The 26,986-nt window shown below is 69.4% G+C and carries 29 protein-coding genes and 2 riboswitches; of the genes, 5 read left to right on the top strand and 24 right to left on the bottom strand.

Annotated features, from left to right (window positions below; all coding sequences use genetic code 11):
- Positions 1–4: 4 nt before the first annotated feature.
- From BLQ49_RS02420 to BLQ49_RS02410, 3 genes are all read right to left on the bottom strand, one after another.
- Positions 5–340 (bottom strand): hypothetical protein, encoded by a 336-nt coding sequence (locus tag BLQ49_RS02420; protein WP_091712951.1) that lies wholly within the window; start codon positions 338–340, stop codon positions 5–7.
- A 64-nt stretch (positions 341–404) separates the two neighbouring features.
- Positions 405–752: a c-type cytochrome gene (locus BLQ49_RS02415; RefSeq protein WP_091712950.1), complete on the bottom strand. Its 348-nt coding sequence runs from the start codon at positions 750–752 to the stop codon at positions 405–407.
- Between the two features lie 11 nt (positions 753–763).
- On the bottom strand, positions 764–1,987 hold the full coding sequence (locus BLQ49_RS02410) for a molybdopterin-dependent oxidoreductase (RefSeq protein ID WP_091712948.1): 1,224 nt from the start codon (positions 1,985–1,987) through the stop codon (positions 764–766).
- A 382-nt stretch (positions 1,988–2,369) separates the two neighbouring features.
- Here BLQ49_RS02410 and BLQ49_RS02405 point away from each other — a divergent pair, with 382 nt between their 5' ends.
- Positions 2,370–4,922 (top strand): ABC transporter transmembrane domain-containing protein, encoded by a 2,553-nt coding sequence (locus BLQ49_RS02405; protein WP_244507396.1) that lies wholly within the window; start codon positions 2,370–2,372, stop codon positions 4,920–4,922.
- On the opposite strand, the gene BLQ49_RS02400 is transcribed toward BLQ49_RS02405, so the two are convergent.
- Positions 4,912–6,087 (bottom strand): adenylate/guanylate cyclase domain-containing protein, encoded by a 1,176-nt coding sequence (locus BLQ49_RS02400; protein WP_091712946.1) that lies wholly within the window; start codon positions 6,085–6,087, stop codon positions 4,912–4,914. The genes BLQ49_RS02405 and BLQ49_RS02400 overlap by 11 nt on opposite strands.
- Positions 6,084–7,610 carry a chloride channel protein gene (locus tag BLQ49_RS02395; protein WP_091712944.1) on the bottom strand — a complete coding sequence of 509 codons (1,527 nt, stop codon included), beginning with the start codon at positions 7,608–7,610 and terminating at the stop codon, positions 6,084–6,086. Before BLQ49_RS02395 ends, BLQ49_RS02400 begins: the two co-directional genes overlap by 4 nt.
- A 145-nt stretch (positions 7,611–7,755) precedes the next feature.
- Positions 7,756–7,816, top strand: a riboswitch (Fluoride riboswitch).
- 97 nt (positions 7,817–7,913) lie between these two features.
- Here BLQ49_RS02395 and ppa point away from each other — a divergent pair.
- On the top strand, positions 7,914–8,462 hold the full coding sequence (gene ppa, locus BLQ49_RS02390) for an inorganic diphosphatase (RefSeq protein WP_091712943.1): 549 nt from the start codon (positions 7,914–7,916) through the stop codon (positions 8,460–8,462).
- 14 nt (positions 8,463–8,476) lie between these two features.
- Here the strand turns inward: ppa and BLQ49_RS02385 are convergent, their stop codons facing one another.
- The 19 genes from BLQ49_RS02385 to BLQ49_RS02310 all read right to left on the bottom strand — a co-directional run bounded on the left by BLQ49_RS02385 (position 8,477) and on the right by BLQ49_RS02310 (position 22,274).
- Positions 8,477–9,148: a YoaK family protein gene (locus BLQ49_RS02385; protein ID WP_167627605.1), complete on the bottom strand. Its 672-nt coding sequence runs from the start codon at positions 9,146–9,148 to the stop codon at positions 8,477–8,479.
- Between the two features lie 25 nt (positions 9,149–9,173).
- Positions 9,174–9,812: a cytochrome c oxidase assembly protein gene (locus BLQ49_RS02380; RefSeq protein WP_091712939.1), complete on the bottom strand. Its 639-nt coding sequence runs from the start codon at positions 9,810–9,812 to the stop codon at positions 9,174–9,176.
- A complete protein-coding gene (locus BLQ49_RS02375; protein ID WP_208858999.1) occupies positions 9,805–10,422 on the bottom strand; it encodes an SCO family protein in 618 nt (205 codons plus the stop codon). The genes BLQ49_RS02380 and BLQ49_RS02375 overlap by 8 nt, the downstream gene beginning before the upstream one ends.
- Entirely contained in the window at positions 10,419–12,170 is a 1,752-nt protein-coding gene (locus BLQ49_RS02370; RefSeq protein WP_091712936.1) for a cbb3-type cytochrome c oxidase subunit I, read from the bottom strand. The genes BLQ49_RS02375 and BLQ49_RS02370 overlap by 4 nt, the downstream gene beginning before the upstream one ends.
- On the bottom strand, positions 12,167–12,682 hold the full coding sequence (locus tag BLQ49_RS02365; RefSeq protein ID WP_091712935.1) for a cytochrome c oxidase subunit II: 516 nt from the start codon (positions 12,680–12,682) through the stop codon (positions 12,167–12,169). The genes BLQ49_RS02370 and BLQ49_RS02365 overlap by 4 nt, the downstream gene beginning before the upstream one ends.
- Before the next feature lie 9 nt (positions 12,683–12,691).
- Complete coding sequence (locus BLQ49_RS29455; RefSeq protein ID WP_167627604.1) at positions 12,692–12,847, bottom strand: hypothetical protein; 156 nt, start codon at positions 12,845–12,847, stop codon at positions 12,692–12,694.
- Positions 12,847–13,800: a c-type cytochrome gene (locus tag BLQ49_RS02360; protein ID WP_091712933.1), complete on the bottom strand. Its 954-nt coding sequence runs from the start codon at positions 13,798–13,800 to the stop codon at positions 12,847–12,849. The genes BLQ49_RS29455 and BLQ49_RS02360 overlap by 1 nt, the downstream gene beginning before the upstream one ends.
- Positions 13,797–14,474: a c-type cytochrome gene (locus tag BLQ49_RS02355; protein ID WP_167627603.1), complete on the bottom strand. Its 678-nt coding sequence runs from the start codon at positions 14,472–14,474 to the stop codon at positions 13,797–13,799. Before BLQ49_RS02355 ends, BLQ49_RS02360 begins: the two co-directional genes overlap by 4 nt.
- A 590-nt stretch (positions 14,475–15,064) precedes the next feature.
- Complete coding sequence (locus BLQ49_RS02350; RefSeq protein WP_244507395.1) at positions 15,065–15,370, bottom strand: LysR family transcriptional regulator; 306 nt, start codon at positions 15,368–15,370, stop codon at positions 15,065–15,067.
- 10 nt (positions 15,371–15,380) lie between these two features.
- Positions 15,381–16,355: a molybdate ABC transporter substrate-binding protein gene (locus tag BLQ49_RS02345; RefSeq protein ID WP_091712927.1), complete on the bottom strand. Its 975-nt coding sequence runs from the start codon at positions 16,353–16,355 to the stop codon at positions 15,381–15,383.
- 10 nt (positions 16,356–16,365) lie between these two features.
- Positions 16,366–17,169: a thiosulfate dehydrogenase gene (tetH, locus tag BLQ49_RS02340; protein ID WP_091712925.1), complete on the bottom strand. Its 804-nt coding sequence runs from the start codon at positions 17,167–17,169 to the stop codon at positions 16,366–16,368.
- Positions 17,170–17,209: 40 nt separating this feature from the next.
- The gene (locus BLQ49_RS29450; protein WP_167627602.1) at positions 17,210–17,350 is read right to left on the bottom strand and encodes a hypothetical protein; all 141 of its coding nucleotides are present in this window, start codon (positions 17,348–17,350) and stop codon (positions 17,210–17,212) included.
- 129 nt (positions 17,351–17,479) lie between these two features.
- Positions 17,480–18,571 (bottom strand): YeiH family protein, encoded by a 1,092-nt coding sequence (locus tag BLQ49_RS02335; RefSeq protein WP_091712924.1) that lies wholly within the window; start codon positions 18,569–18,571, stop codon positions 17,480–17,482.
- A gap of 57 nt (positions 18,572–18,628) precedes the next feature.
- The gene (locus BLQ49_RS28815) at positions 18,629–18,898 is read right to left on the bottom strand and encodes a hypothetical protein (RefSeq protein WP_143012192.1); all 270 of its coding nucleotides are present in this window, start codon (positions 18,896–18,898) and stop codon (positions 18,629–18,631) included.
- Positions 18,899–18,996: 98 nt separating this feature from the next.
- Positions 18,997–20,280 carry a phosphopyruvate hydratase gene (eno, locus tag BLQ49_RS02330; RefSeq protein WP_208859000.1) on the bottom strand — a complete coding sequence of 428 codons (1,284 nt, stop codon included), beginning with the start codon at positions 20,278–20,280 and terminating at the stop codon, positions 18,997–18,999.
- Positions 20,281–20,340: 60 nt separating this feature from the next.
- Positions 20,341–20,532: a hypothetical protein gene (locus BLQ49_RS02325; protein ID WP_091712921.1), complete on the bottom strand. Its 192-nt coding sequence runs from the start codon at positions 20,530–20,532 to the stop codon at positions 20,341–20,343.
- A 22-nt stretch (positions 20,533–20,554) separates the two neighbouring features.
- Positions 20,555–21,169 carry a 2,3-bisphosphoglycerate-dependent phosphoglycerate mutase gene (locus BLQ49_RS02320; protein WP_091712919.1) on the bottom strand — a complete coding sequence of 205 codons (615 nt, stop codon included), beginning with the start codon at positions 21,167–21,169 and terminating at the stop codon, positions 20,555–20,557.
- A complete protein-coding gene (crcB, locus tag BLQ49_RS02315) occupies positions 21,166–21,540 on the bottom strand; it encodes a fluoride efflux transporter CrcB (RefSeq protein WP_091713116.1) in 375 nt (124 codons plus the stop codon). The genes BLQ49_RS02320 and crcB overlap by 4 nt, the downstream gene beginning before the upstream one ends.
- Positions 21,541–21,644: 104 nt before the next feature.
- Positions 21,645–21,710, bottom strand: a riboswitch (Fluoride riboswitch).
- Between the two features lie 90 nt (positions 21,711–21,800).
- Complete coding sequence (locus BLQ49_RS02310; protein WP_091712918.1) at positions 21,801–22,274, bottom strand: DoxX family protein; 474 nt, start codon at positions 22,272–22,274, stop codon at positions 21,801–21,803.
- A gap of 198 nt (positions 22,275–22,472) precedes the next feature.
- Between BLQ49_RS02310 and BLQ49_RS02305 the strand changes: the two genes are divergently transcribed.
- The 3 genes from BLQ49_RS02305 (at position 22,473) to BLQ49_RS02295 (ending at position 26,971) form a co-directional block, all read left to right on the top strand.
- The gene (locus BLQ49_RS02305; RefSeq protein WP_091712916.1) at positions 22,473–24,041 is read left to right on the top strand and encodes an FAD-dependent oxidoreductase; all 1,569 of its coding nucleotides are present in this window, start codon (positions 22,473–22,475) and stop codon (positions 24,039–24,041) included.
- 122 nt (positions 24,042–24,163) lie between these two features.
- Positions 24,164–25,156: an SDR family oxidoreductase gene (locus BLQ49_RS02300; RefSeq protein ID WP_091712915.1), complete on the top strand. Its 993-nt coding sequence runs from the start codon at positions 24,164–24,166 to the stop codon at positions 25,154–25,156.
- A 45-nt stretch (positions 25,157–25,201) separates the two neighbouring features.
- Positions 25,202–26,971, top strand: a complete 1,770-nt coding sequence (locus BLQ49_RS02295; RefSeq protein WP_091712913.1) for a glycoside hydrolase family 15 protein — start codon at positions 25,202–25,204, stop codon at positions 26,969–26,971.
- Positions 26,972–26,986: the final 15 nt, after the last annotated feature.

The following is a 26,986-nucleotide window of genomic DNA, read 5'->3' as shown; positions in this document are numbered from 1 at the left end:
GGCACTAAGCCCCGGCCCGGGTCCGCCCGTCGGACCACGTCCGCTTGAGCTTCGCGCGGGTCTCGTCGAGCACGGCGGCGCGGCGGGCGTGCCAGCGCTCCAGAAGGGCGTCGGCCTCCGCCTCCGTGCGGGCGCGGGATAGATCGATCGAGAAGTCGGGGTCGTAGCGCTCGACCGCAGTGATCGAATCGTAGCCCTCATCGCGCACCGTGCGCAGAGCCTCAATCAGCGTATAGTTCGGCTGCTCCGGCTCGCCGCCGTCCGGCGTCATGCCGCGCTCGGTCAGGTGGACGCTCAGGCGCGTGCCCGGATAAAGGGTCTCGCGTGTGCTCTTGTTCATGCCCAACTCCAAAGGATGGCGGGGGATCGAACAGGGCACACCGGGACGCGGCGCGCCCTGCACTTCAGGGTTGTGGCTTCATCGCGGCGAGGTAGTCGACGATGGCGGCCACGTCGGCCTGGTCGACCGGCGCCTTGTAGACGTTGATCATCTTGGTGACCTCGCCCTGCCACTCAGCCTTCGACAGGTGCGGCTGGGTCAGCACCATTCCAGCCGAGTGGCAGGCTAGGCAGTTGTTGTTGATCGCCTCCGCCTCGTGGCCGCCCGGGAAGATCCGGTCGGAGGACGGGAACTCGATCTCAGCGGACTTGAAGCGCATCGGCTCGGGGGCGGCGGCCAGGGCGGGGGCGGCCGACAGGGTGAAGACGGCGAGCAGCGCCGCCGAGGATGCGAGGGTGCGGGTCGGGATCATATCGTTCCTCCTCAGGCGACCTGGAATGACACGGTCTCGACGCCGTTCTGCATGAAGCCGGCTGCGTTCCACACGGGGTCCATCGGCTGCACGAGCCCGTTCGCGTTGGTGCACCGGACCTTGACCGCGTGCGCGCCCGCCGCGAGCGCCGGCAGGCTGCCGGTGAACCGGCGGAAGCTGTACTTGCCCTCGTCCATCCCGAGTTCGGCGGGGGACCACGTCGCCCCGCCGTCGCCGGAGAAGTCCACCGCCTTCACCCCGCAGTCGCCGCCGAGAGCGAGGCCGCGGATGGCCACGGGGCTGCCGGCCGCCACCTTGGCCCCGTCGCGCATATTGGTCACGAAGGAGCGCGGCACCATCCGGTTGATCGGCACCGTCTTGAAGCCGGTCTGGCCGGGCTTGATGTTCGCGCCGGGCACGTCGGGGATGCGATAGGCAATCTTCATCCAGTAGTTCTCGTCCGGCTTGTCCAGCACCTCGATGTCGGACAGCATCTTGACCCAGTAGGTCGAGTACCAGCCCGGCACCACGAGGCGCAGCGGGAAGCCGTTGAGCAGGGGTAGTTGCTCGCCGTTCATCGCGTAGGCCAGCATGACCTCGCCATCCTGGGCGTGGTCGAGGTCGAGGGACTTCTTGAAGTCCGGGGCGCCGTCCACCACCGGCTCATCGAGCCCGTTGAAGCGCACCTGCACGGCCCCGGCTTTTACGCCGGCCTTGTCCAGCACGTCCTTCAAGCGCACGCCGGCCCAGCGGGCGTTGCCCATCGAGCCGTTGGCCCATTGTGCGCCAGCGACCCGCGGCTCGAACAGCCCGCGCGAGTTGCCCGAGCACTGATTGACAGCGGCGATCTCGAAGCGCGGTAACCGTGCGAGGTCGTCCAGCGACAGAGACAGGTCTTTGTGGACGTGGCCATGCACCTTCAAGCGGTAGGTGTTCGCATCGACTGCCGCCGGGATGTTGGCCCAGTGCCAACGCACGTAGAAGCGATCGTTGGGGGTGAAGACGCCCTCGTCGAACACCTCGAACGGCGTCTCCAGCAACGGCGGGCGGGTGCGCTGGAGGATCATCTCGCCCTTGCCCGGGAAGGCGGTGGTCAGCGCCCGCTCATCCGGGCCGCCCGGCAGCGGCAGCTTGACGGACCCCGCCGCCCAGGCCGGCGCGGCTGCGGCCAGCCCGCCGATGCCGAGACCGGTGAGGAAGCCCCGCCGGCTCGCGATGCCCAATGTCGACTTCACTCTAGTCCCCCCAGATCATGGCGTGCGGCCGTTCCCGCGTTTTCGATCGTGCTTACTATGCCTTTGAACAGACGTTCGGACAAATGCCCATCGTGGTCATTTCATTCGTAAAATAAGAACGTTCCCGACGCGTGCGACGGCAAGCGAAACCGCGTAAACGCAGCCATGTGTCCGGCGTGGCCGTCTCTGGCGATCATAGGAGTCGATAGGTGTGGCGATAGGGAGCCGTCGACGGGCCTGCATCTCCGGTGTGGTAGAGGACGACGGACCGAGTTCGCCTGATCATCCGTCGGGATCGACCGCCCCTCCGCTCCTGGCGCCGCGCCTGTTCTCATACATCTGGCGTCACTCGAAGCGCGACCAGCTTGCGATCTGCGCGGTCGTGCTCGCCTCCCTGCCGTTCTATTTCGCGTCGCTCGACCTCCCGAAGCGCATCGTCAACGACGCGATCACCGGCAAAGCCTACGCCCACGGCGAAGTCACCGCCCCATTCCTTGCTCTCGAAATCGATTGGCCGGCCTCCTTGGGCGGGGGGCGCATCCATGTGTTCGACGGGTTTCAGCTCGACCGCCTGGAGCTGCTGCTCGGCCTTTCCACATTGTTTCTAATGCTCGTCCTGTCGAACGGGGCGTTCAAGTTCTGGATTAACCTGCAGAAGGGCATGCTCGGCGAGCGCATGCTGCGGCGCCTGCGCTTCCAGTTGTTCTCGCTGATGCTACGCTACAGCCCGCAGGCGCAGCGCGAGGTCAAGTCCTCCGAGACCGCAACCATCATCCGCGACGAGGTCGAGCCGATCGGTTCGTTCATCGGCGACGCGATCGTGACGCCACTCCATCTTGGTACACAGGCGTTGACCACGCTCGCATTCATCCTGATGCAAAACGTCTGGTTGGGTCTGGCCGCGGGTGGGATGGTCGGCGTGCAAATAGCCGTCATCCCGCGACTGCGACGCCAGATCATTGGCTTGAGCCGTCAGCGTCAGATCGCATCGCGTGCCTTCGCTGGTCGTGTCGCCGAGGTTCTCGACGGGCTTGATACGGTCACCGTGAACGAGGGTGAGCGCTGGGAACGCTCCGAGATCAGCGGTCGCCTTCACGGGATCTACGATCTTCGGATGCGCATCTACAAGCGCAAGTTCGCGGTGAAATATCTCAATAACCTTCTCGCCCAGATTACCCCATTCTTGTTCTACGCGATTGGCGGAATGTTCGCGCTGAAGGGCCGACTCGACATCGGCCAGCTGGTCGCCGTACTCGCCGCCTACCGCGACCTGCCGCCGCCGCTCAAGGAACTGATCGACTGGGACCAGCAGCGCCTCGATGTAGAGGTGAAGTACGAGACGATCGCGGCGCAGTTTGCGCCGCGACTGCTCAGAACCGCCGAAGTCAGTGCGCCGGGGTTTTCCGACGATAGCCTGAACCACCTCGCGTTCGCCGGCTTGATCCTTCACGACCCACAGGAGGATCGGTCGGTCGCGGTGACCGACATCGCCCTGCCTTTACCACCGCGTTTCGCCGTCGTCTCGCCGGGAAGCGGGCTAGCCCACGCTGCAGCCATGGCACTGGCCGGGTTACGGCCCGCGGTCGGCGGCAGCCTTCGCCTCGACGTCGGTGGCGGCGGCGTGCGAGCGGTCGGCTATGCCGGGCGCGAGCCGACACTGTTCCCCGGCAGCATTCGAGACAACCTGATCTACGGGCTGCGCGTGGCGCCGCTGGCGCCGCCGGAGGACCCGCTCTACGCGGCCGAAGCGCGGCGCACCGGCAACACGCCGGAGGCGTCGGCCGCGCCGTGGATCGATCACGCCGCCCTCGGCGCGGCCGACGCGTGCGGGTTCGACCGCACGATGCTCCACCTCGTCTGTCGGCTGGGGCTCGAAGAGGATCTGTACCGGTTCGGCCTTACCGCGCGATCCCGGTGCGAGGGCACGCCGCTCGGCACCAGGATGATCGCGGCGCGCCGGTTCCTGCGCGAGGAACTAGCTCACTCCGGCCACGCAGGGTTGGTGCTACCTTTCGAGCGCCGACGCTACAACGCCCGCGCCACGATCGCGGAGAACCTGCTGTTTGGCGTGCCGGTCGACCAAGCGCTTGTCGGGCGGGACCTCGCCGCGGAACCGCGGTTTCGGGCCGTTTTGACGGATCTGGACCTCATCGACCCGCTCTGGCGCCTCGGCGTCGCGATCGCCCGGACGCTCGTGGATCTCTTCCGCGGCGTGGCACCGGGTGACGGCCTGTTCCGGCGCTTCTCGCTGATCGAACCGGAAGAGCTGCCCGAGGTCGAGCGCCTTCTCGGCGCCATCCCCGAGGGGACCGTGCCCGCCCCCCACACGCCGATCTTCCTGGCGATCGCGCTGTCCTACGTCGAGCCGGTGCAGCGCCTCGGTCTCCTCGACGACGCCCTCCGGCGGCGCGTCGTCGGCGCGCGGGATCCGCTGCATGAGGCGCTGCGGACGCGGGGCGTGCCGGACGTGGAGGCCTTCGACCCCGATCGCATCAACATGCGCAGCTCGATGCTCGACAACCTCCTGTTCGGCCGCATCGACGCCGGCCACGGCCTGGCCAGCGACGTGATCCAGGCGGCCGTGCGCGGTGCCGTCCGGCGATTCGAGCTTGAGGACGACGTCCGGGTCCGCGGGCTGGACTACGCCGTCGGGAACCGCGGGCAGGCGCTGACGCAGCGGCAGCGGGCGCTGATCGAGATCGGCCGGGCTGCCCTGCGGCAACCGCGGGCCATAATCATCGACGGGACCCTGCGGCACATCTCCGATCTCGACCGGGTCATCGCAACTCTGTCCGAAGGGCCTTACGCGCCCGGGTGCCTGATCGTGTGCGCCGAAACCCCGGCGGAGGCCGCGGCGATGCCCGTACAGATCGTGATCGGCGCGACGGGGCGGACAGAGATCCTTCAAGCTCATCAGGAGCCGGTCACCGCGTGAGGCGTGGGAGCCTCGCTCGATCGTCCTCTTCCAGGGTTAGGGCGTAGAGGGTCTGCGGCTCGCCAATGCCGCGCAGCGTGACCGTGTCGATGGGTTCCAGGGGCAGGCCGAGCCCTTGCGCGAAATCGCCGGTGGCCAGGAGCGGCGTGCCGTAGGTGCGGCACAGGGCCTCGACGCGGGCGAGCACGTTCACGTCCCGGCCGATGGCGGTGAAGTCGAGCCGGTCGCCCGCGCCGATATTGCCGTAGGCGACCTCGCCCGCGTGGAGTGCGGCGCCGACGGGTGGGAGGTCCGGCGTCCGCGCCACCGCGGCGAGCGCGGCTTGAGCGGCGCGGAAAGCTCTGCGGCGTGCCTCAGCCTCGTCACCGGACGCGTCGAAGACTGCCAGCAGGCCGTCACCGATGTACTTCAGGACCTCCCCACCCTCGGCCTGCACCGCCGGGACGATCGCCGCGAACATCGCGTTGAGCAGGGCCACGAGATCGGCCGGCCCACTCGCGTCGGAGAGCGCCCCGAACCCGCGCATGTCTGTGAGCAGCATCGCCGAGCGCATCACCCGCACGTCGCCGAGGCGCACGCCGCCCGCGATGATGCGCCGGGCCGGGTCGCGCCCGACATAGGCCGCGAGCACGTCGCCGAGCATGCTCTCGCAGGCCTTGAGCTCGAACACGAGGGACAGGGACGCGCCAAGCGCGATCAGGTCGGCGATCTCCCCCGCGTCGAAGCCGCCGGGCTGGGCCGTGGCCCAGGAGGCGGCGCCCGTTCGCCCGGAGGAGGCCGGCAGCGGCACGATGAGATAGTCGGTCAGCCCCTCCGCGCGCAGCGCGTCCAGCACCGGAAACGGCAGCGGCCCCGACCCGTCGAGTCGGACCCTGTACGGCGCGCCCGCGGCGACGACGTGCTCAACCGTGTTGCCGTGGAACGTCGGCGTCGTCTCGATGCCGTGCGGACGGCGCAGCGTCAGCATCTCCCCGCCCGGACGCCAGACCCGCATGACCCAGCGGTAGGACGGGTGCAGGGTCGGGGCATGGGTAGTGGCGCGGTCAAGCGGCAGACCAAGGTCGCACAGAAGCTCCGATAGGCCGGTCAGCAGCGCCCCCGTGTCCGCTAGGCCCCGGCCCGGGCCTGCGAGCCACGCGGCTGCACGCTCTCGCAGGTGCCTCATGGCACCCGTCTCGCCAGCACCACGAAATCGCCGGCCGTGGCGGTCGACAGCGGACCATCAGCACAGCACGGCGCGCGCACGCGATCGGCGTCGACAGGGCCGAGGTAGGCGCCGGCCTCGTCGAAGACGCGCAGAGGTCCGCCGTCGACCGGCATCGCCCGCAGAACCGCGAGGTAGGGCGCGGCGACCGATATCGCCGGGTCGCCCGGTTGCGCGGCGCGATCGATCTCCCGGATGCGGCAGGCGTAGAGCGAGCGCGGTTCCAGGAAGCGCGCCACCAGCATGGACCCCGCTACTGCCAGCAGGACCGGGACCATCATTGCGTCGAGGCGCCGGGTGAGCTCCAGCATCAGCACCACCGCCGAGACGGGGCCCTGGGTCGCGGCCGCGAGGACCGCGGTCGCCGCGACCAGGGCGCAGGCGCCCGGCGGCGCGCCCGGCACGACGCGGGAGAAGGCGTAGGCGGCCAGCCCGCCGAGGACGGCGCCGAAGCTGATCGTCGGCGTGAACAGGCCGCCCGGCGCGCCGCAGCCGAGACACAATGCGGTGGCCAGTGGCTTGGCCAGGACCAGGGCGGCGAGCAGCGGCCACGCGAGGCCGCCCGTGAAGAGCTGCTCGGCTAGGTCCTTGCCGTTGCCCAGGATCTGCGGCAGTCCCATGGCGACCGCGCCCACGAGAGCCAACCCGGGAACGGGTGCGATCAGGGCGGCGACGCCGGTCGGGCGCCGGGCGTCGGCGAAACCGATCAGGCGCACGTAAGCCGCTGCCGCGAGCCCCGCCAGCGGGCCGACGAGCAGCGAGAAGGCGATCAGGGCCTGCGACACCGGCTCGGCCGGGATCGCGTAGGTTGCCCGCTCGGGCAGGAGCAGCCAGGCGGTGGCGGTCGCGAGCCCGCTCGCCAGCAGCGCCGGGGCGACGAGGGGCAGGGCGAGGCTGCCCAACAGCACTTCGAGGGCGAACAGGGCACCGCCCAGCGGCACCTCGTAGACGGCGGCGATTCCGGCCCCGGCGCCCAACGCCGCCAAGATGCGGGTGTGGCTCGGCGACAGGCCGAGGCCGCGGGCGAACAGGCTGCCGAAGGCCGCGCCCGTCTGCTTCGGCGCGGCCTCCCGGCCCAGCGAGGCCCCGAGGCCCACCACAGTGATCGAGAGGACGCCCTGCGCCAGAGTGCGCAGGAACGGCAGCCGCCCGCCCCGGAACCAGATCGCTGCCGAGAGCTCGCCGGAATGGCCGCCGCCGGCTGGCCCGGCGCGGATCCGGCCGCGGCGCAAAGCAAGGCCGCCCGCCGCCGCCACAAGCCCTGCCAGCGCCAGGGCGAGGACGCGGTGGAGGGGGCGCGCGGCCGTCACGGCGGCCTGGAAGTCCGCCGCGCCTGTCCCCCAGGCGAGGGCTTGCACGCGGTGCAGGAGCTGCATCAGTAGGCCGGCCGAGAGTCCCGCCGCCACGCCGGTCACCGGCGCGAGGCACCAGAAGCGCCATCCGAAATCGCCGCCCGGGTCGAGGTTCGGCTGGGGGGAGGACATCGGCTCGCTCAACCTTCGGGATCGCAGTGGCACCGGTACGATCTGGCACGGGCGCTCGCGACCGTCCAACGCCGTCGCGCGCACGCTTCGTTCGTGGTGGGCGATCGATCGCGCGAGGCTTGACGGCCGCGCCCGCCACCCCACTTCGGTATGTGGGGATGGAGTTCCCCGCAACCGCCCCCGAGGCTGATGACTCCTACCGCGTCGCGACCGACGGGGGATCGTCGTGCCTGGGCTGGATTGCCTCCGCCATGACCCCCCACCGGCCGTCCGCCTCGGGCACGACTACGAGAGTGATGGACGATGAATCTTTCAGCGATACCAGCCGGCGATGAGGCCCTCGACGAGGTGAACGTCGTGATCGAGGTCCCGGTCGGCGGCGAGCCGATCAAGTACGAGATGGACAAGGCGGCCGGCGCCCTATTCGTCGATCGGTTCCCGCACACGCCGATGCGCTACCCTGGCAATTACGGCTTCATCCCCAACACCTTGTCCGAGGACGGCGACCCCTGCGACGTGCTCGTGGCCAACACGCGCACCATTCTGCCCGGCGCGGTGCTGCACGCGCGGCCGATCGGCGTCCTGCTGATGCAGGACGAGCACGGCACGGACGAGAAGATCGTCGCCGTGCCGGCCGCGCGCCTGACCCGCCGCTACGATGCCGTGCGCGACCACACCGACCTGCCGGAGATCACGCGCCAGCAGATCCAGCACTTCTTCGAGCACTACAAGGACCTGGAGTCCGGCAAGTGGGCGCGGATCCTGGGCTGGGACGGCCCTGCGGCCGCCCGCAGGATGATCCGCGAGGCGATCGAGCGCGCCAGCAATCCCGCTCCGGTGGGATCGGCCTGACGACGCAGGACCGGTCAGGGCCGCGTCGCCATCCCTGCGCGGCCGGACCGCGCGAGGACGACAGCGGCGAGGCCGAGAAGGGCCGCAGCGGCGAAGAGGCTGTACGAGCCGACCCAGACGTATCCGCCTCCGCCCAACGCCCCGCCGCCCGCGAAGGCGCAGAACAGCAGGCCCTTGCGCGCCGCCACGTCCGTGAGCGCCGCGCGCCGCCCAGGGGCGCGCCGCGCCAGGGCGCCGAGCGCGTCACCGAGGTCGGTCAGAGTCCCGGTGACGTGGGTCGTGCGGATCGTCGGTCCGAGTAGGCGCGAACTCGTCGCGTTCTGGAGGCCCATCGCGAAGGCCATCGGCGCCAGAGCGAGGATCGGTTCCGGTGCGGCGGTCAGCAGCGTCGCGGCCAGGGCGAGCAGCAGCCCTTCGACCGCGAGCAGGCCCGCCAGAGTCCGCCGGGCCGCCCGCGCGGCGAACGCCTCGGCCACGAAGCCGCACAGCGCGGCGCCGACGACGAAGCACAGGATCGCGAGGATGCCAAGTACCACCGGGCCCATGCTCGAGAGGGCGTGCGCGACGGTCTGCGAGGTCGTGCCCGACATGTGCGCCGTGTAGCGGCCGAAGGCGAGGATGCCGGTGGCATCCGTCGCGCCGGCGATGCCGGCCAGCAGGGCGGCGAGCCAGTCGATCCCACGCAAGGTGGGGGGTGACTCGGATGCGGGCTCAGGCGGCATCGCGTTGCGCCCCTGACAGGCCCAGCAAAAGCCAGACGGCTGCGAGTTGCATCGGCATGCCAGCTGCGAACATCACGAACCCCGCCCATTTCTGGTCGACGAGCGGCGGCACGTTCCATCGACAGATGACGTCGAGATAGGGCGTGTAGAGGACGTCGGGGCTGAGCATCCACACGACGGCGACCGTGGTCATCGGGACGCTCGCGACCCAGAGGAGCAACGCCACCCGCCAGGCCGAGTGGACCTGACGCGTCGCAGGCATCGCCTGCGCCCACATCATGAGGCCGGTCCCGAGTTCGAGCAGCCCGAGCGGGGCCGCGTACAGCGCGTTGGCCAGCGTCGGTTCGAAGATGCCGGGCAGGCTGACCGCGACGCTCAGGGTGCAGAAGGCCGTAAACGCCAGGATCGGATCCAGCGTCGCGGCGAAAAATCTCGCCGCGCGCGGTCCCGGGCGGTCGAGGGCGAGGAGAAGGAGTGGGGGAGCGATCTGGTTGAGCGCCATCAGAGCGGCGGTGTAGCTCGCCATCGAGGCCAGCGGGTCGCGTAGACCGAGGCTGGCCACCACCGTCACGACGATGCCCGTGGCACCGGCCGCGCGGCGGAGGGAAGGAAGCGCTCGCTCAGGCATCGTGTAGAAGGACGCTGAGATCGTGAGCGAGCGCGATCGGATCCTGGGTTTGCGCGTATCCGTAGCGGAGGCGGCGAATTCCGCCCGGATCGACCGCCGTCACGAATGAGCTATGGTCGAAGAAGCCACCTTTTGCCTTCCGCCACGTGACGCCCCATGCAGCGGCGGCCCGCGCGACCGCCGTGGGCGAGCCGGTCAAGCCGACGAAGGGCGGGCTGGGACCGAAGCTTCCGAGGTAGCCTTGCAACGTCGCGGCCGGATCCGCCGCGGGGTCGAGGCTCACGAAGGCTACACGCACCCTGGCGGCCTCTCCGGCGCTCAGGTGGGCGAGCGCGGCCGCCACGTCGGCCAGCGTCGTCGGGCACACGTCCGGGCAGCGCGTGTAGCCGAAATAGACCAGGACCAGGCGACCGTGCTCGGCGGCGAGGTCGAACGGCCGGCCATCGGTCTTCGATAAGGCGAGCGGCGGCGTCGGACCGGCGGGGACCGGCGTACCGATGAGCGCGCCGCCGGAGCGTCCCCACCGCAGCGCGACGGGCGACAGCGTGATGAGCGCGACAGGCGGCAGGGCGCTCAGGACCGCCCGTCGCGTGATGCCGGCACCTCTCACCAGACGACCCACCCGCGGGCGGCGGTGACGTTCCGCAGGAATGGCCAGAAGATCGGCACATAGGCCGCGGCGGTGGCGAGCGCGGTGAAGGCGGTGATGAGCCCGAGATGCTCCAGGGCGCGGGCGAGCTTCGAGGCTTCCTGATGGGCGACGATGCCGACCGGCTCGCCGCCGTCGAGGGCGTAGCTCTCGCGGCCGCCGAAGGCCTGGGCGAAGGGGATCGCCGGGCGCCGGTCGAGGCGGCGCGTGCCGAGGCTGCCGAGGAAGACCGTGTAGAAGGCGATCGTCGCGAGCCACAGGATGCAGCCGCCCACCGCCACGAGGATCAGGGCGAGATGGGCGTCGCCGTAGACCCGGTCGTAGACCGAGCGCGGCAGCATCGACACCCAGGCCCGGCGCGGCACGCCGAAGAGGCCCGCCCAGTGCATGCCGAGGGCGAACACCGACATCCCGGTAAACCACAGCCACGCGGCCGCGAGCGCCAGCCGCCGACTGAGGAGCGCGCGTCCGGTGAGATGCGGCAGCATCCAGAATGCCACGCCCATGAAGGTCAGCGCCGAGGCGGTCCCGACCGTGATGTGGAAGTGGCCCGGCACCCACGTGGTGTTGTGGACGATGTTGTTGAGCTCCCAGCTGCCGTTCACGATGCCGCCGGCCCCGCCGAAGATGAAGGTGAGCATCGCCAGCACCTGCGCGGCGACACTGGGGTCGCGCCAGGGCAGAGCGGTGAACCAGCCGAGCCAGCCCCGGCCGCCGCGCAGTCGCCCGGCGTATTCGAGGCTGAGCCCGATGGTGAAGGCGGTGACCAAGCTCGGCAGCGCCACCGACAGGGTGAGCGCGGTGAGAATGCCGCGCCAGACCGGCGAGAAGCCGGGATCGGTGAACTGATGGTGGCTGCCGACCGGCAAGGAGAACACGAGCAGCAGAGCGAAGGTCAGCCGCGCCATCGGGTCGGACACGAGCTTGCCGCCGATCTGCTTCGAGAGCAGCCCGTACCAGCTCACGTAGGCGGGCATCAGCCAGAAATAGACGATCGGGTGTCCGGTCCACCAGAACAGGGTGCGGGCCACGATCGGGTCGACCGTATCGGTCAGCCCCAGCGCCCACGGGTTGAGCTGGACGACGAGCTCGATCAGCGCGCCGCCCCCGGCCAGCGCCCACATCAGCATGGTCGTCAGGCTCATGTAGGTGACGAGCGGCGTGACCTCGCCGGGCCGGCGCGCCTTCCAGCGGGCGCGTAGGTCGAGGAGGATCGGCAGCGGCATCAGGCTGCCGAGGACGACCAGCGTCATGCCGAGGTAGAACCACGCGCTGCCCTTGAGCGGCGGATAGAACGTCCACAGCACGCTCGACGAGTTGTCGAACATGGCGAGCAGCAGCATCAGCGTGCCGAGCGCCATCGTCGCGAAGCAGCCGCGCCACAGCGCCATGCTCGGCGCGAGCCCGAGTTCGCGCGCCGGGAGGTAGACCAGCAGGCCGCAGGTCACGAAGAACGTGAAGATGTAGGCGTTGAGCACGCCGTGGATGGTCAGGCCCTGATAGTAGGACTTCAGGATCGGCGTGAGGGCCGGGTAGGCGTTGACGCCGCCGTAGTTGAGCGCCTGGAGCGGGCCGATCATCGCCCCGATCATCAGGGCCGAGAAGCCCCAGACCAGGAAGGCCAGCATCGTGCGCCGCTGCGGCGCCAGGACGTCAGCGGGTGCGGCGACGGAAACCGGCAGCGTGCCGGGGATCGCGGTGGCGGTCATGCCGGGTCTCCCGTGACGACGATGCGCCCGAGCATGCCCTGATGCTCCAGCCCGCAATACTCGTTGCAGACGATGTTGAAGGTGCCGGGCCGGTTGAAGGTGTAGGTGACGCTGCCGGTGATGCCCGGCACCGCCGTGACGTTGACGGTGGTACCCTGGATGGCGAACCCGTGCAGCACGTCGGCGCTGGTCACGCGGAAGGTGACGGTCGCACCCTTGGGGATGCGCAGCGGGCTCGGGCTCCAGCGCCAGAGGTGGGCGACCACGGTGACGGTGTAGGCGTTCGGACCGGTCTTCACGACGCTGCCCTCGGGGGCATCGAGCGCGGCCGGATCGCGGCGGAAGCCGTCGGTACGCACGACGATCCCGTAGGCGTAGACGACGAGGAACATCGTGCCGGCGAGCAGCAGGGTCAGCATCGTGACGGCCAGGAAAACCCAAGCGCGCTCGTGGCGCTCCGCGGCTTTGTGAAAAGCGTCCTCGAAGGCGGACGACGCGCCGGTCTCGCTCATCGCGGGTTCTCAGCTCCGGGTATGGAAGACCAGCGCCGCCAGGCACCAGACGACGACGATCGAGGCGACCAGGAAGGCCGCCACCACCCAGGTGCCGACCGGCCGCACGGGTTCGGTCGGGGCGGACGCCTCCGCGGGCGACGGGGGAGTACCCTGTCCGCTCATCACTTGTGCTCCGCCTTGGAGGCCGGGACGGTGCCAGCCGGGGGCGTCACCTTCGGATCGCCGAGCACGGCGCCGTCGACCGTGCGGCCGTACATGGAGTTCGGGTTGTCGTGGAACTTGGCACGCGTCTCGGCCACGTCGCCGGTGAAGCGCGGATCCTGTGGGCGGACCTGGCTGTCGATGTAGGTCGCCACGTCCCAGGATTGCTGCGGCGTCAACGTTCCGCCCATGCCCAGCGGCATGTTGGCGTGGATGAACTCGGCGGCGTTCTTGATCGAGCCCATGCCGGCGCCCCAGTTGAAGGAGCGCGGACCCCAGAGCGGCGGGAACACAACCTTGCCGTCGGCCGACTGGCCGAGCCCGTCGGCTCCGTGGCAGGCGGCGCAGTTCTCGGCATAGACCTGCGCGCCGCGGGCGTAGTCCGGCGCCAGCGCGGGCTTCGGCAGCGCGGGGAAACCGCGGCCTGCGGGCTTCTCGCCGGTCGGCAGGCCTTTGGCGAGGAAGAAGGAGTAGCTCTCCAGGGCGACGAGCACCGGGTCGCCGAGCGGGGGCACTTTCCCGTTCATGCTGTAACGGAAGCAACCCTGCAGGCGCTCCTGGAACGAGTTCACATGACCGTTCTTGGACCGGTAGGCGGGATAGGAGATGTAGGCCGCCCACATCGGCGCCGAGCCGGCCAGCCGCCCGGCGTCGAGGTGGCAGTTCGAGCAGCGCAGGTCGTTGCCGACATAGGCGGCCGCGTGTTCCCCCGGCTCGCGGAAGATCTGCTCGCCCAGCCGGACTTCGTCGCCGAACTTGCCGGCGGGAATCGCGTCCTCGGCCGGCGGCGTGAAGGGCGCCGGCGTTTCCGTTGCCCCGGCCGCACGCGGGAACCACGCCGTCTCCGCGGCCAGCCCAGCCACGGCCAGGGCCGAGACGGCGCAGGCGGTCGCGGCCACTTGCATGAACCTCATGGCTTCCCTCCCGCCGTGTTTTCGATCGTCTCGCCCGTTTTCAGGCCGGCCGCGTAGGCGGCCACCGCCTCGATGTCGGCCGGGGACAGGCGGGCGGCGATCGCCCGCATGTAGGCGCCGCGCGGATCGCGGATGTCGCCCGCGCGCCAGCGATGGAGTTGCTCGGCGATGTAGGGGCCGGACTGGCCGGCCAGCCGCGGCGTGAAGCTGCCGACGCCGACCCCGTTCGGGCCGTGGCACTGGGTACAAGCGATCAGGCCTGTGCGCGCGTCCCCGCGCTGGAACAGGGCCATGCCGCGATCGAGCTTGGCGACCGGCTCCGGGATCGGATCGACCGGTGCGGGGATGGGCAGGGCCGCAAAATACTCAGCGACGGCCCGGCGCTCATCGGCCGAGAGCGAGGCGGCGTAGGGGGCCATGATCGCGTTGGCGCGTACCCCCGTGGCGAAGTGGCCGAGTTGGTCGGCGATGTAGGAGGCGTGGAGTCCGGCCAGCCGTGGGATGCCCACGTCCGCCTGTCCGGCGCCGTCGGCGCTGTGGCAGGCGGCGCAGGCCGGCCGTCCGGAAGAACCGGGCTGCATCGCGACGGTCGCGCCGGTAGCCGGATCGTCCCCCGCGAAGACTGGCGCAGGGGCGAGGAGCGCGAGCGTCAGTGCGAGGCCTGCGCGAGACATCCAGCCGCCCATGCCCACGAAGCCCCACCACGCAGACGTATTCGAGCAGCCTGTCATCACGTGTATGTGAGCTTTCGCCGTGTTGCGGTCCATTCGTTTGATCCGAACGCTGCATCCCACCGCCAGCGGTAGCGACGGCCGATCGCGCGTCAGTTCGACTGGTTGCGATAGAGACAAGTCGCCCCGCGGTCCTCGTAGCCCCCCGGACACGCTTGAAGGCATGTCCCGGCCACCTGCTTCAGGCCCGGCGGGCACTCCCCCTGAGGGGCCGTAGGACCGTAGGTTTCCCTCCGCCAATCCATGTCGGCCCTGGCGTGGATCGACCGGCCGGCCGCCCCCACCGTCCGATAACCCGGGGAGCAGGCCGGTGCCGCGATCGTCGGTACCGGGACAGCGAGCGCCGAGGCCGCGAGCGACAACCATAAGGTCCGTCGTACACGGTGGAACGAGCACGGTGTGCCGATCATCAGTTGTCGGTCCTGTCTGAACGTGATCGCCGCGCGGCACCGGTAGTGTCCGGGCTGGCCGTACACCTGCGGTTTGCCGCACGACCGCCGATCCGCCGGGTCGGCTCGGGCGCGGCGTGCCGCTCACGGCGACGCCTCGCCTGTGCCTGTCCCGGCCCGCAGCGTCGCGAGACGCGCCCGAGCGGCGTCGGCCCGCGTCAGCACCCCGCGGGCTTCTTCCAGCATCACCGTGCCGTGCGGCGTCAGGCGCAGGCCGCGCCCGGCTCGGTCGAACAGCGACAGCCCGTACTCGGTCTCCAACGCGGCGATCGAGGCGCTGACGGCGGAGGGTGCCGCGTGCAGCGCCGCCGCGGCCTGCGTCAGGTGCTCCCGCTCGGCCACCGCAACGAAGACGCGAAGCTGGTGCAGGGTCATGATCCTGCCTCCCATCGCCGCCTCCTCAACCGCCGCGGTACGGCTTGAAGCCGTACCGCTCGAAGATCTGTAGGGCGTCGGGAGACCGGATGAAGGCGAGCCACGCCTTGGCCGCTTCGGGATGGGCCGCTCCCTTCACTTCGGCACCGGCGTAGACGGCCGTGGCGTTGTCCGCGTCCGGGATGTCGACGTGGCCGATGGGATTGCCGACCTGCTGCTGGAACAGCGCCTCGGACTGCCACGTCACGCCGGCCTGTGCCCGGCCCTGCATCAGGAACAGCGGCGTCTGGCGATGGTGGATATGCGTGAGGATCGTCGAGCCGTCCTTGACCTTCGTGTCGTAGACCGCTGTCTCCAGATCCTTCCCGCCCGCCTTGGCCAGCGACATCTTGATCTGCCGCGCGATGCCCTCGAACTCGGGGTTGGGCATCGCGAGCCGGATGCCCGGCTTGCCGAGATCAGACAGACCCTTCATGCCCGCCGGGTTGTCCTTGGGCACCATGATGGTCAGCGTGTTGGTCACGTAGGGCACCGCCGGCCCGACGAGCTTACCCTCGTGGATCAGCGCCTCGACCTTCTTGAGCCCGGCGAAATAGGCGTCGGGCTTGACCGTGAAAGTCATGTTGCCGACCGTGACGGTACCGCCCGCCTCGATCTGCTTGACGAGCAGGCCCGGCGGGATCGTCTCCCAGAAGATCCGACCCTTGTACTCCGGGTGGCTCGCCTCGAACGCCTTCACCAGCGGCGCCATCGCGAAGAAGTAGTTGCCGCCCACGAACAGCACGAGCTTCGGGTCGTCCAGGCTGCCGTGGAAGTCGGCGAGCACGTCGACCTCGGGCACGGTGAACGGCAGACCGCGGGGCGTGGCGTCGTTGTTGTCGCCGTGCTGCCAAGGTGGGAACGGGCCGGGTGGGCCCTTCGCGTCCTCGGCCCGCGCGGCGGAGGACAGCGCGAGGGCGACGGCGCAGCCGGCGAGCATCGCTTTGTGGAAATGGTGCATCGAGCCCTCCTCACTTCGCGTAGTGGAAACCGGCCTGCTGCAGCTCGGGCAGCGTGCCGACGGCGCCGGGCGTGAGGATCACGCCGGGGATGAGATGGTTGGTCAGCTCGGCCGCGAGCGCCTCGTGGCTGAGCTTGTCCGGGTTGACGCCCTTGGCGATCAGGCCGCCGGCCTCCTCCCAGATCGCGTTGTGACAGGAGGTGAACACCACGCCGCGCCGCATCAGAACCGGGATCGCGTTGTCCTCGGGCGAGAACACGCCGGCCGGATCCTCGAAGTTCTTCGGGTCGGCCGAGGCCGCCTTGCCCTCGACGATCAGGGTGTTCGACTTGAACTTCGGCCCGGCGAGGTCGGCGAGCTTGTATTTGTCCCAGGTCTCCTGATCGTAGAGCGCGAGGTGGGCCGTGCCGTGGGTCGCCGAGACCGCGAGGAAGTCCGGGTGGCGGAACGACCAGACCTGCGCGTTCAGCGCGTTGCGCATCAGGTTGAGCCAGGGGCTGGCGATGTCGGTGTTGTCCCAGACCTGCTTCGGTTTGGGTCTGTAGGCCATCACCTCCGTGAGCGCCTCGTGGTCCCACTCCTCGGGCTTGGTGAGGATCATCGGCACGGTCTTGAAGTCGCGCCGTCGCGGCGCCTTGGCGAGGCGCTCCATCAAGGCGCGCAGGTCGCCCGCCCCGGCCTCGACAAGGGGATACTTGTCGGGGATCGCGGCCCGGGCTGCCGCCGGCGTTAGGGCCGTGCCGCCCGCCGCTCCCGCGGCGAGGCCGAGACTAAGAATCTGCAGCGCTCCGCGCCGTCCGGTCTTGAACGTCATGATGTATCCTCCTGCTGGATCAGGATCGGGGCGTCGGCGGTCAGCCGACGATGGCGAGGCCGGCGATGGCGATCGCCGCGATGGACAGGGCGACGCTCCACAGGAGGACCCAGCGCATGTGCCCGCTGGTCTCGCCCTCGCGGGCCTGCTCGGCGGTCTCGATGATGGCCGGCTCGGTCATGGGACTCTCTTTTGGATCGGCGGTCCCGGCTCCTTCGGCCGACCGCCTTGGGTTCAAGATGGACTTCCCCTGGCATTCTGAAAAACGGTTTGTTCAGCACATTTCGTTCTGTATTTTCGATAATTTGGGTCAGGCGATGCCGAGGATGCGGATCAGGCCGAGGCTGACCGCGGTCAGAGCGGCGAGCGAGGCGACCACCGCCAGCGTCACCCGGGCGCCGGCTCCCGCGACGCTCCGCACGTCGACCCCCAACCCGAGCGCCGCCATCGAGACGATTGTGAGCACGTTGGCAATCAGTGCGATCGGATGGAGCGCCGCCTGCGGGATCAGCCCGGCCGATCGCAGGCCTGCCATCGCGAGAAAGGCCAGGATGAACCACGGCACCATCCGGTGCAGAGCCAAGCGCCCGGACTTCGGGCGCTCGCCCGCGGTGACGTGCGGGGCCGGAACATCCGTCTCCTCGCGCAGCCGGCTCGCGCCGAGCGAGAGCGCCAGCACCACCGGCCCGAGCATCAGAACGCGCACTAGCTTGACCAGCGTGCCGACCTGCACGCTCAGCGCGGCCACCGGCGCGGTCGCCGCAAGCACCTGCGGCACGGCGTAAACCGTCAGGCCGGCGAGCACGCCGTACTGCATCGGCGACAGGCCGAGCAGCGGCACGAGCAGCGGCAGGCCGAGCACGACGAGGACGCCGAGCACGGCGGTGAAGGCGATGGAGGAGGCGACGTCCTCGGCCTCGGCGCCGATCACCGGGGCGGCGGCGGCGATGGCGGAGTTGCCGCAGATCGAGTTGCCGCAGGCGACGAGGATGGCGAGCCTCGGGTGCAGCCCGAGCGCGCGACCGATGCCGTAGCTCGCGGCAATGGCTAGTGTCACCACGGCGGCGATTCCGACGAGCAGCCCTGGGCCGGCGGCGAGCAGCGTGGCGACGCTGAGCGAGGCGCCGAGCAGAACGACGGCGACCTCCAGCACGGTCTTGGCGCCGAAGGCGATGCCGGGGAAGAAGCGCGGGCCGGGGTTCCAGGCGGTGCGGACCGCAGTGCCGATGACGATGGCGAGCACCAGGGCTTCCAGCCACGCGCGGCCAAATAAATGTTCCTCCGCCGCCTCCAGCCCGATGGCGGCCGCCGTGACCGCGAGGCAGAGGGCGAGGCCCGGCAGGACGCGACGTACGGCCGAGGCGAGCGTGACGGGAAATAAGGATGGGGCCGAGGTTGTCATGGTCGCTTCCGTGGTGGCGCTCCGGAGGGTGAGCCCACCTTCGCAACCGGCTACCTTTCATTCCAACGGAACGTAGCGATGGTTTCGATCAGTTTTCGCGAACGAACGGCGAGCTCGTAGGTCCAGTGGTGTGTTGTCCAGATCCGGTAGGTGGCACAGGTCCCCGAGCAGCCTCCGCGCCGAGGCGAAGATCTGCACCGCCTGCGGGTCGACCCGGGCGCGGGATCCGTCCTCCAACTCGCGCAGCCGTTCGATCAGACGCGGCGAAGCGGGTCGTGCCTCGCTGCGATGCGCCGTCACTGCCGCGCTCGACATCGCGCGGGTCATCGCGACCTCCTCAAGTTCGACCTTTGATGTTGAGCCTCCTGCAGCGGATCGCTCCCGTCCAACGGGATGACGCGATGCTGTCGTTTCGCATGCGCCGATCAGTGGCGGCGGTGTGCGAACGGGTTCTCGAATCGGGCGCGGGGGCCGAGCTCGGCCTCTATCTCCAAGAGGCGGTTGTACTTGGCGAGCCGCTCGCCCCGGCAGGGCGCGCCCGACTTGATCTGGCCGCAGCCCATAGCCACCGCGAAATCGGCGATGAACGCGTCGGTAGTCTCGCCCGAGCGGTGCGAGACCATGCTCGCCCAGCCGGCCTCGCGGCACATCGCGACAGCCGCCGCCGTCTCCGTCACGGTGCCGATCTGGTTGAGCTTGATCAATGCCGCGTTGCAGGCGTCCTCGGCGATCGCTTGCTCGATGAGGCGCGTGTTCGTGCAGAGCAGGTCGTCGCCCATCACCTGGATGCGCTTGCCCTGTGCCGCGGTCTGCGCGACGAAGCCGGCCCAGTCGTCCTCGCCGAACCCGTCCTCGATCGAGACGATCGGCCAGCGCTCGATCCAGCGGCCGTAGAGCGCGAGCAACCCGCCCCGGTCGAGCCGCCCGGTGCCGGAGCGGACCAGATCGTAGCCGCCCTCGACCGCGAAGGAGGTCGCGGCCGGATCGATGGCGATGGCGACGTCCTCCCCCGGGCGGTAGCCCGCCCGCTCGGTCGCCGCGACGATCAGGTCGAGCGCTGCCTCATTGTCGGGGAGCTTGGGGGCGAAGCCGCCCTCATCGCCCACCGCCGTGCTCAAGGACCGCTCGTGCAGCAGGTCGCGGATCGCGTGATACGTCTCGGCGGCGCAACGCATCGCCCGGGCGAAGGTCGGCATGCCGACCGGCACGAGCATGAACTCCTGCACGTCGAGGGAGGAATCGGCGTGCCGGCCGCCGTTGAGGACATTCAGGCACGGCATCGGCAGGAGGGTCGCATCGCCGCCGCCGAGATGGACGTAGAGCGGCCGACCGGAGGCCTGAGCGGCGGCGCGGGCGGCGGCCATGGATACACCGAGGATCGCGTTGGCGCCGAGTCCGGACTTGTCCGGCGTCCCGTCGAGGGCGATCAGCCGTCCGTCGATTTGCTTCTGGTCGGCGGCGTCGAGCCCGCGCAGACCCTCGGCGATCCGCCCCCGCACGGCCGAGGCTGCCCGGCTGACGCCGCGCCCGCGGTAGCGCTCGGGGTCCGCGTCGCGCGCCTCTCGCGCCTCGTGCCGACCGGTGGATGCGCCTGCCGGCACGGCGGCGACCGCGCTCGCACCGCCTTCGAGGATTACGCGGACCTGGAGGGTCGGCTCGCCGCGCGAGTCGAGGATCTCTAGCGCGTCAAGATTGCAGATGGCGGTGATGCTCACGGCATGTCTCCGTTCGAGGGAATGGTGCGGATGCGCGCGTCGGCGGATCTCAGCTCAGCGCGTGGCGAGGAACAGCCCGACGAGGGCGGCGACCAGCACCGCCACGACGAGGAGCCAGATCACGGCCATCGTGCCGTGCGAGACGCCGAGCTTGCGCGCCGCCTTGCGATGCTGGTGCGCGATCAGGCCGAGCTGGCGGATGTCCTCCAACTCGGGGTCCGGATCGTGGTTTGGCGCATTGATCATCTTGATCTCCAGAGTGTCGAATTTAGGCGACGATCTCGCGGGCCTCGATCGAGCTGTCGTTCGCGAGCCGGTAGAGCCGCAGCGAGCCGGTCGGGATTTCGAGATACTCGGTCTCTGTCGTGGACAGTCCCTCGATGGCGGTGACCAGCGCGCGCAGGGAATTGCCGTGGGCGACTACGAGGGCGGGTCCGCGCATCGCCGCAGGCAGGATGTGCGTGATGTGGTAGGGCGCGACCCGCGCGAGCGTGTCCCGGATGCTCTCACCGTCCGGCGGCGCATCGGCGAAGGCGCGGCGCCAGACGCGGACCTGTTCGGCCCCCCAGCGCGCCTCGGCCTCGGTATGGGTCAGGCCGGTGAGCGCTCCGTAATCGCGCTCGTCCAGCGCCGCGCCTGGCTCGACGGGGAGCCCGGAGCGGCCCAGTGCGTCAAGGATCAGCTCGGCGCTCTCGGCGGTGCGCGCGCGGGTCGAACAGAAGGCTGCGTCGGGGTAGAGGCCGCGCTCTAGGAGGCGGCGGCCGGCGGCGCGGGCCTGCTCGCGGCCGAGGGGCGTCAGCGGCACGTCCCGGTTGCCGGTGAATTCGCCGGCAGCGTTGGCCGTGCTCTGCCCGTGGCGGATAAGGACGAGGGCGCGGTTCATGACGCGCCTCCCGACAGGGCGACGCGGGCCAGTGCGAGGCCCGCCACCAAGCCGACGAGGCCGCCGGCCACCGACAGGACTACGTAGAGGCCGGCCGCCGCGACCTGCCCGCGGTCGTACAGGCTGACTGCGTCGAGGGAGAAGGTCGAGAAGGTCGTGAAGCCGCCTAGAACCCCGGTGGTGAGGAGGAGCTTCGCGGGATGCCCGCCGGCCCCGCGCAACACGAAGCTCTCGGCAAGCACGCCCATCAGAAACGAGCCGAGGACATTGATGATCAGGGTGGCCAGCGGGAAATCGATGTCGGGGGCCAGCCGAGAGACTGCGACGTTCACGCCGTGCCGCGCCCCGCCGCCTAGCCCCGCACCCAACATCACGATCAGAAAATTCACGGAACCAGTCCCCCTTCTCTCTGAAAGGGCTTGGTCGTCGGTCCGCGGTGGAGACACGCTCCTACCGCGGGCGAACGGATCGCGCCCTCGCGGTAGGAGCCATCAGCCCTCGGCGAGGGCGGTTGTCGGGGAGCTCCATCCCCATCTGCGACAGCGTCCCCGCGCTATGCGGCAGGAACTATCGATGCGCAGAACGGCCGGAAGTGCCCGGGGTTCCACGCAACATCATCGTCTGCCCTCGCTCAATGCGCTGTGGGCAAGGCCGCCCGCGGGCCGGGCGCGAGGGGATCTCGCACGAGTTGGCCGACCGGCACGTAGCCGCCGACGATGACGATGAGCAGCAGGCCGCCAACCAGCCCGAAGTTCTTGAAGAAGTCCCAAAAGTGCGACTTACCCTCGCCCTGCCCGGACCAGAAGTGCGGGTACTCCCACCAGCGGTGGAACAGCAGCGCGGTGACGGCGCAGAAGCCCATCAGCACGAACGCGGCGGCACGGTCCCACCATCCGGCGACGATCAGCACCGGGGTGATCGCCTCGACCAGGATGCCGAGCATCAGCAGCACTGCCGGGCCGGGGATCGGCGTTGAGCGAGCCTGCTTCATCGCTTGGTCCCAGTGCACGACTTTGTCGAGGGCGCTCAGGGGGAAGAGGCACACGAGACAGAGCTTGGCCAGAAACGGAGTGGCGGTGTTCAGCCATTCAGCGAGGGAGGTCATGCATGATCCGGATGTAAGGGAAGGGTCGCGTGAGAGGGCCGATCGCGGGGCGGATCCCGCTGCACATGCGACGAACGCGCGAGGCCGACAGACTTACCCGCGTAAATCGTTCTGAAATGCAGAACATTCGGATTGGAACAGATCCAAACGTCACCGCTTGTAGCCTCGAATTGCCGGTGGACTTCGTGGGACGCGTCGATGTCGCAGGATCACTATGACATCATCGTGATCGGCTCAGGTCCCGGTGGTGGCTCCCTGACCCATCGCCTCGCCGGCACTGGCAAGCGCATCCTCATGCTGGAACGTGGCGACTATCTGCCGCGTGAGCAAGCGAACTGGAGCGCCAAGACCGTCTTCGTCGACGGCAAGTATCAGGCGCCCGAGACGTGGTATGGCGGCGACGGGCGGGCGTTCCACCCAGGCCTGCACTACTACGTCGGCGGCAACTCCAAGGTCTACGGCGCGGCCCTGTTTCGGCTGCGCGAGCGGGACTTCGAGGAATTGCGCCACGTCGACGGCGTCTCGCCGGCATGGCCGGTCTCCTACCGGGAGTTCGAGCCATTCTACGCGGAGGCCGAGGCACTGTTCGCGGTCCACGGCACGCGCGGCGAGGATCCGACCGAGCCATGGTCGAGCGGCGGCTACGCACACCCGGCGGTCAGCCACGAGCCGCGCATCCAGCGGCTGTCGGACGATTGGGCGAAAGAAGGCCTACGCCCGTTCCACCTGCCGCTCGGCATCAAGCTCGACGAGCGCGACGGCAAGCCCACGCCGACCTCGATCTGCATCCGCTGCGACGCTTTCGACGGGTTCCCCTGCCTCTTGAACGGCAAGGCCGACGCCCAGGTCATGACCGTCGACCCGACGCTCGCCCGGCACGACAACGTGACGCTCCTGGTCAACGCCACCGTCACGCGGCTGGAGACCGATCCTAAAGGTAGGACGGTGACCGGTGTGCGCGTCACCCGCGAAGGCCGCGCCGAGCGCTACTCCGCCGACATCGTCGTGGTCGCTTGCGGCGCGCTGTCCTCGGCGCTGCTGTTCCTACGCTCGGCAAACAACGTCCACCCAAATGGTCTCGCTAACGGATCGGATCAGGTTGGGCGCAACTACGTGCGCCACAACATGTCGGTGCTGATGGGTCTGTCGAAGGCCGTCAACGAGACCGTCTTCCAAAAGACTCTCGCGGTTTCGGACTTCTACTTCGGCTCGAAGGAATGGGATCACCCTATGGGCCTGATCCAAATGTGCGCCAAGACGCACCCGGAGCAGATTCGCGGCGAGGAGTTCCCCAAGTGGACGGGCTTCCTGCCCAACGCCCCGTTCGACATGATGGCCAGACACTCCATCGACTTCTGGCTGCAGAGCGAAGATCTGCCCAATCCGGACAACCGCGTTTCGATCGACCGGGACGGCCGGGTGATCCTCGACATCGCCGAGAACAACCGTGAGGCGCATCAAAGGCTGCGCGCCAAGCTGGAGGAGTTGCTTGGGCCGGGCGGGCTCTACAGCTACCTGTTCGAGCGCTCGCTGTACCTCGGCAAGGATATCCCGCTATCCGGCACGGCGCACCAGGCCGGCACGCTGCGTTTCGGCACCGACCCGCGATCGAGCGTGCTCGACCTCGATTGCAAAGCGCACGAACTCGACAACCTGTACGTCACCGACGCGAGCTTCTTCCCCTCGATCGGTGCGGTGAACCCGACGCTGACCATCATCGCCAACGCGCTCAGAGTGGCAGACCGCATCGCCGAGCGTCTGCATTGAGGCGACGACCGGTCCCATCGCCTCTCCCGATCGGATCATACCGTTAGATCGCTACGTAGCCGCCGGTAACTTTCAGCTCGGCATCCAGCGCCATCGCACGCGTTGCAAACGAAGGAACAGCCATGTCAGGCATCGTCGTCGTCACGGGAGCGGGGGCCGGCGTCGGCCGCGCCACGGTCGAGGCGTTCGCCCGCCGCGGCTACGACGTCGCCCTGCTCTCGCGTGATCCCGATCGGCTAGAGCGGGCCGCCGCGACGCTGCGTCGGCATGGCGTCCGCGCGTTGCCGATCCCCACCGACGTCGCCGACGCCAAGGCCGTCGAGGCCGCTGCCGACCGGGTTGAGGCGGAACTCGGGCCGATCGACATTTGGGTCAACGTGGCGATGGCCACCGTTTTTGCGCCCGTCAGCGAGATCACCGCCGAGGAGGCCGAGCGGGCCACTCAGGTTACCTACCTCGGGCAGGTCTACGGGATGATGAGCGCGCTCAAGCGCATGCGCCCGCGCAACCGGGGCACCATCGTCAACGTTGGTTCCGCTCTGGCCTACCGCTCGGTGCCGCTGCAATCGCTTTACTGCGGCGCCAAGTTCGCCATCCGCGGCTTCACCGACTCGCTGCGCTCCGAGATCATCCACGACAAGCTCGACATCCACCTCACGATGGTCGACCTGCCGGCGGTGAATACCCCGCAGTTCGATTGGGCGATGAACAAGATGGGCCGCCGCGCGCAACCTGTCGCACCGATCTACCAGCCCGAGGTCCCCGCCCGCGCTATCGTGTTCGCCGCCACCCACCGCCGACGCCAGGTCTGGGTCGGCTACCCGACGGTGCAAGCGATCCTGGCCAACCGCATCGCGCCGGGCTTGATCGACCGCTACCTTGCCAAGGCCGGCTACAGCGGCCAGCTCACTGACAAGCGCCTGCCCAAGGATGCGCCGGCCAACCTGTTCGAGCCCGTGCCGGGCGATTACGGCGCCCATGGCCGCTTCGACGACAAAGCGCGCTCGGGCAGCTGGGAGATGTTCACCGACCGCCACCGCACCGCGTTCTGGGCGGCCGCCGCGCTGGGTGCCATCACCGGGCTGCATTTGCTCGCCAAGAAGTACAAGTTCTGAGATGCCGCTGCCGCCCACCGATGAGGTCGAGATGAAGCCGATCCCATGAGCAAGCCGATCGAGAGCTACGCCCTGATCGGGGACGGGCAGACCGCAGCCCTGGTGGCCCGCGATGGGTCGATCGACTGGCTCTGCTGGCCGGAGTTCGACTCCGACGCCTGCCTCAGCGCGCTGCTCGGCGACGACAGCAATGGCCGCTGGCTGGTGGCGCCGCGCGGGGCGGGCGAGGTCGAGCGGCGATACTGCGGCGATACCCTTGTGCTGGAAACGGTTTTCCACACGGACGCCGGCAGGGCGCGTGTCACCGACTTCATGCCGATCCGCGGGCGGCATTCGTCCCTCGTGAGGATAGTCGAGGGCCTGTCCGGCACGGTCGCGATGGACCTCGACTTGCGCCTGCGCTTTGACTACGGCGCGTTGGCACCATGGTGCGAGGCGCGCGGCGACGGCGCGGTCGCCACCGTCGGGCAGCACCGGGTGTACCTGCGCGCGCCAATGCCGGTGACGGTAAGCGTGGAGGACGGGCGCATCGCAGCTGGCTTCACCCTGCGCGAGGGTGAGAGCCATGCTCTCGTCCTCACCTGCACCGCCGCCTGGGACCCGGAGCCCGAGCCGATCGACCCGCGCGGCGCGCTGACCGCGACGCTCGCGCACTGGGAGGGCTGGATCGGTACTTTCGACGCTTCCCGCACCCGCTGGCCCGAGGCCGTCAAGCGCTCGCTCCTCACGCTGAAGGCGATGGTCCATCAGCGCTCCGGCGGGCTGATCGCAGCGCCGACCACCAGCCTGCCCGAGGCCCCGGCCGGTGCCATGAACTGGGACTACCGCTATTCCTGGTTGCGCGACGCCACCTTCACGCTCGGCGCCTTTATCAACGCGGGCTTCTGCGCCGAGGCTACCGCGTGGCGCGACTGGCTGTTGCGGGCCATCGCCGGCGACCCCGACGCGATGCGGATCATGTACCGCGTCGACGGCTCACGCCACCTCGACGAGTGGACGGTCGACGAGCTGCCCGGCTACCGCGAGGCGCGGCCGGTGCGGATCGGCAACGCCGCCTCGACGCAAGTGCAGATCGACGTCTACGGCGAGGTGCTCGATACCCTGGCCCTCGCCCGCCGCGCCGGCATAGAGCCGAGCGCGCACCAGACGGCGATGGAGGCGCGCATCGTCGCCCACTTGGAGCGTGTCTGGCACCATCGCGGCTCGGGCGTGTGGGAGTCGCGGGGGCAGCCGCGGCAGTACACCTACTCCAAGGCGATGTGTTGGGTCGGCTTCGACCGGGCGCTCGCCCATGCCAACCTCGACGGGCCGACGCGCGGCCGGCTGGAGTCCCTGCGTGCCCGTGTCCACGCCGAGGTCTGCCACGAGGGCTGGAACGCGGGGCTGTCCACCTTCACGCAGAGCTACGGCAGCCACGCACTCGACGCGAGTCTGCTGCTATTGCCGCTGGTCGGCTTCCTCCCCGTCAACGACCCGCGCATGGCCGCCACCATCGCCCGGATCGGGACCGATCTCGACCAGGGCGGCTTCATCAGGCGCACCCGCGCCAAGGGGGATGGCACCGATGAGGGCGTCTTCCTGCCGTGCTCGCTCTGGATGGCCGACTGCTTGCGCCTTCAGGACCGTCACGACGAGGCTGCGGTATATCTGGAGCGGGTGCTCGGCGTCGCCAACGATGTCGGTCTGCTGTCGGAAGAGTACGACGTGCCCGGCCGCTGCTTAACCGGCAACTTCCCGCAGGCGCTCACGCATCTGGCGGTCGTCAACACCGCACTTGGCCTGTCCGGACCGGTGCTCAACCGCGGTGGGGGATAAATGCACTTCACCGCA

Source organism: Methylobacterium phyllostachyos (genome assembly GCF_900103445.1).
GTDB lineage: Bacteria > Pseudomonadota > Alphaproteobacteria > Rhizobiales > Beijerinckiaceae > Methylobacterium > Methylobacterium phyllostachyos.
This window is presented reverse-complemented; position numbering and strand designations above follow the sequence as displayed.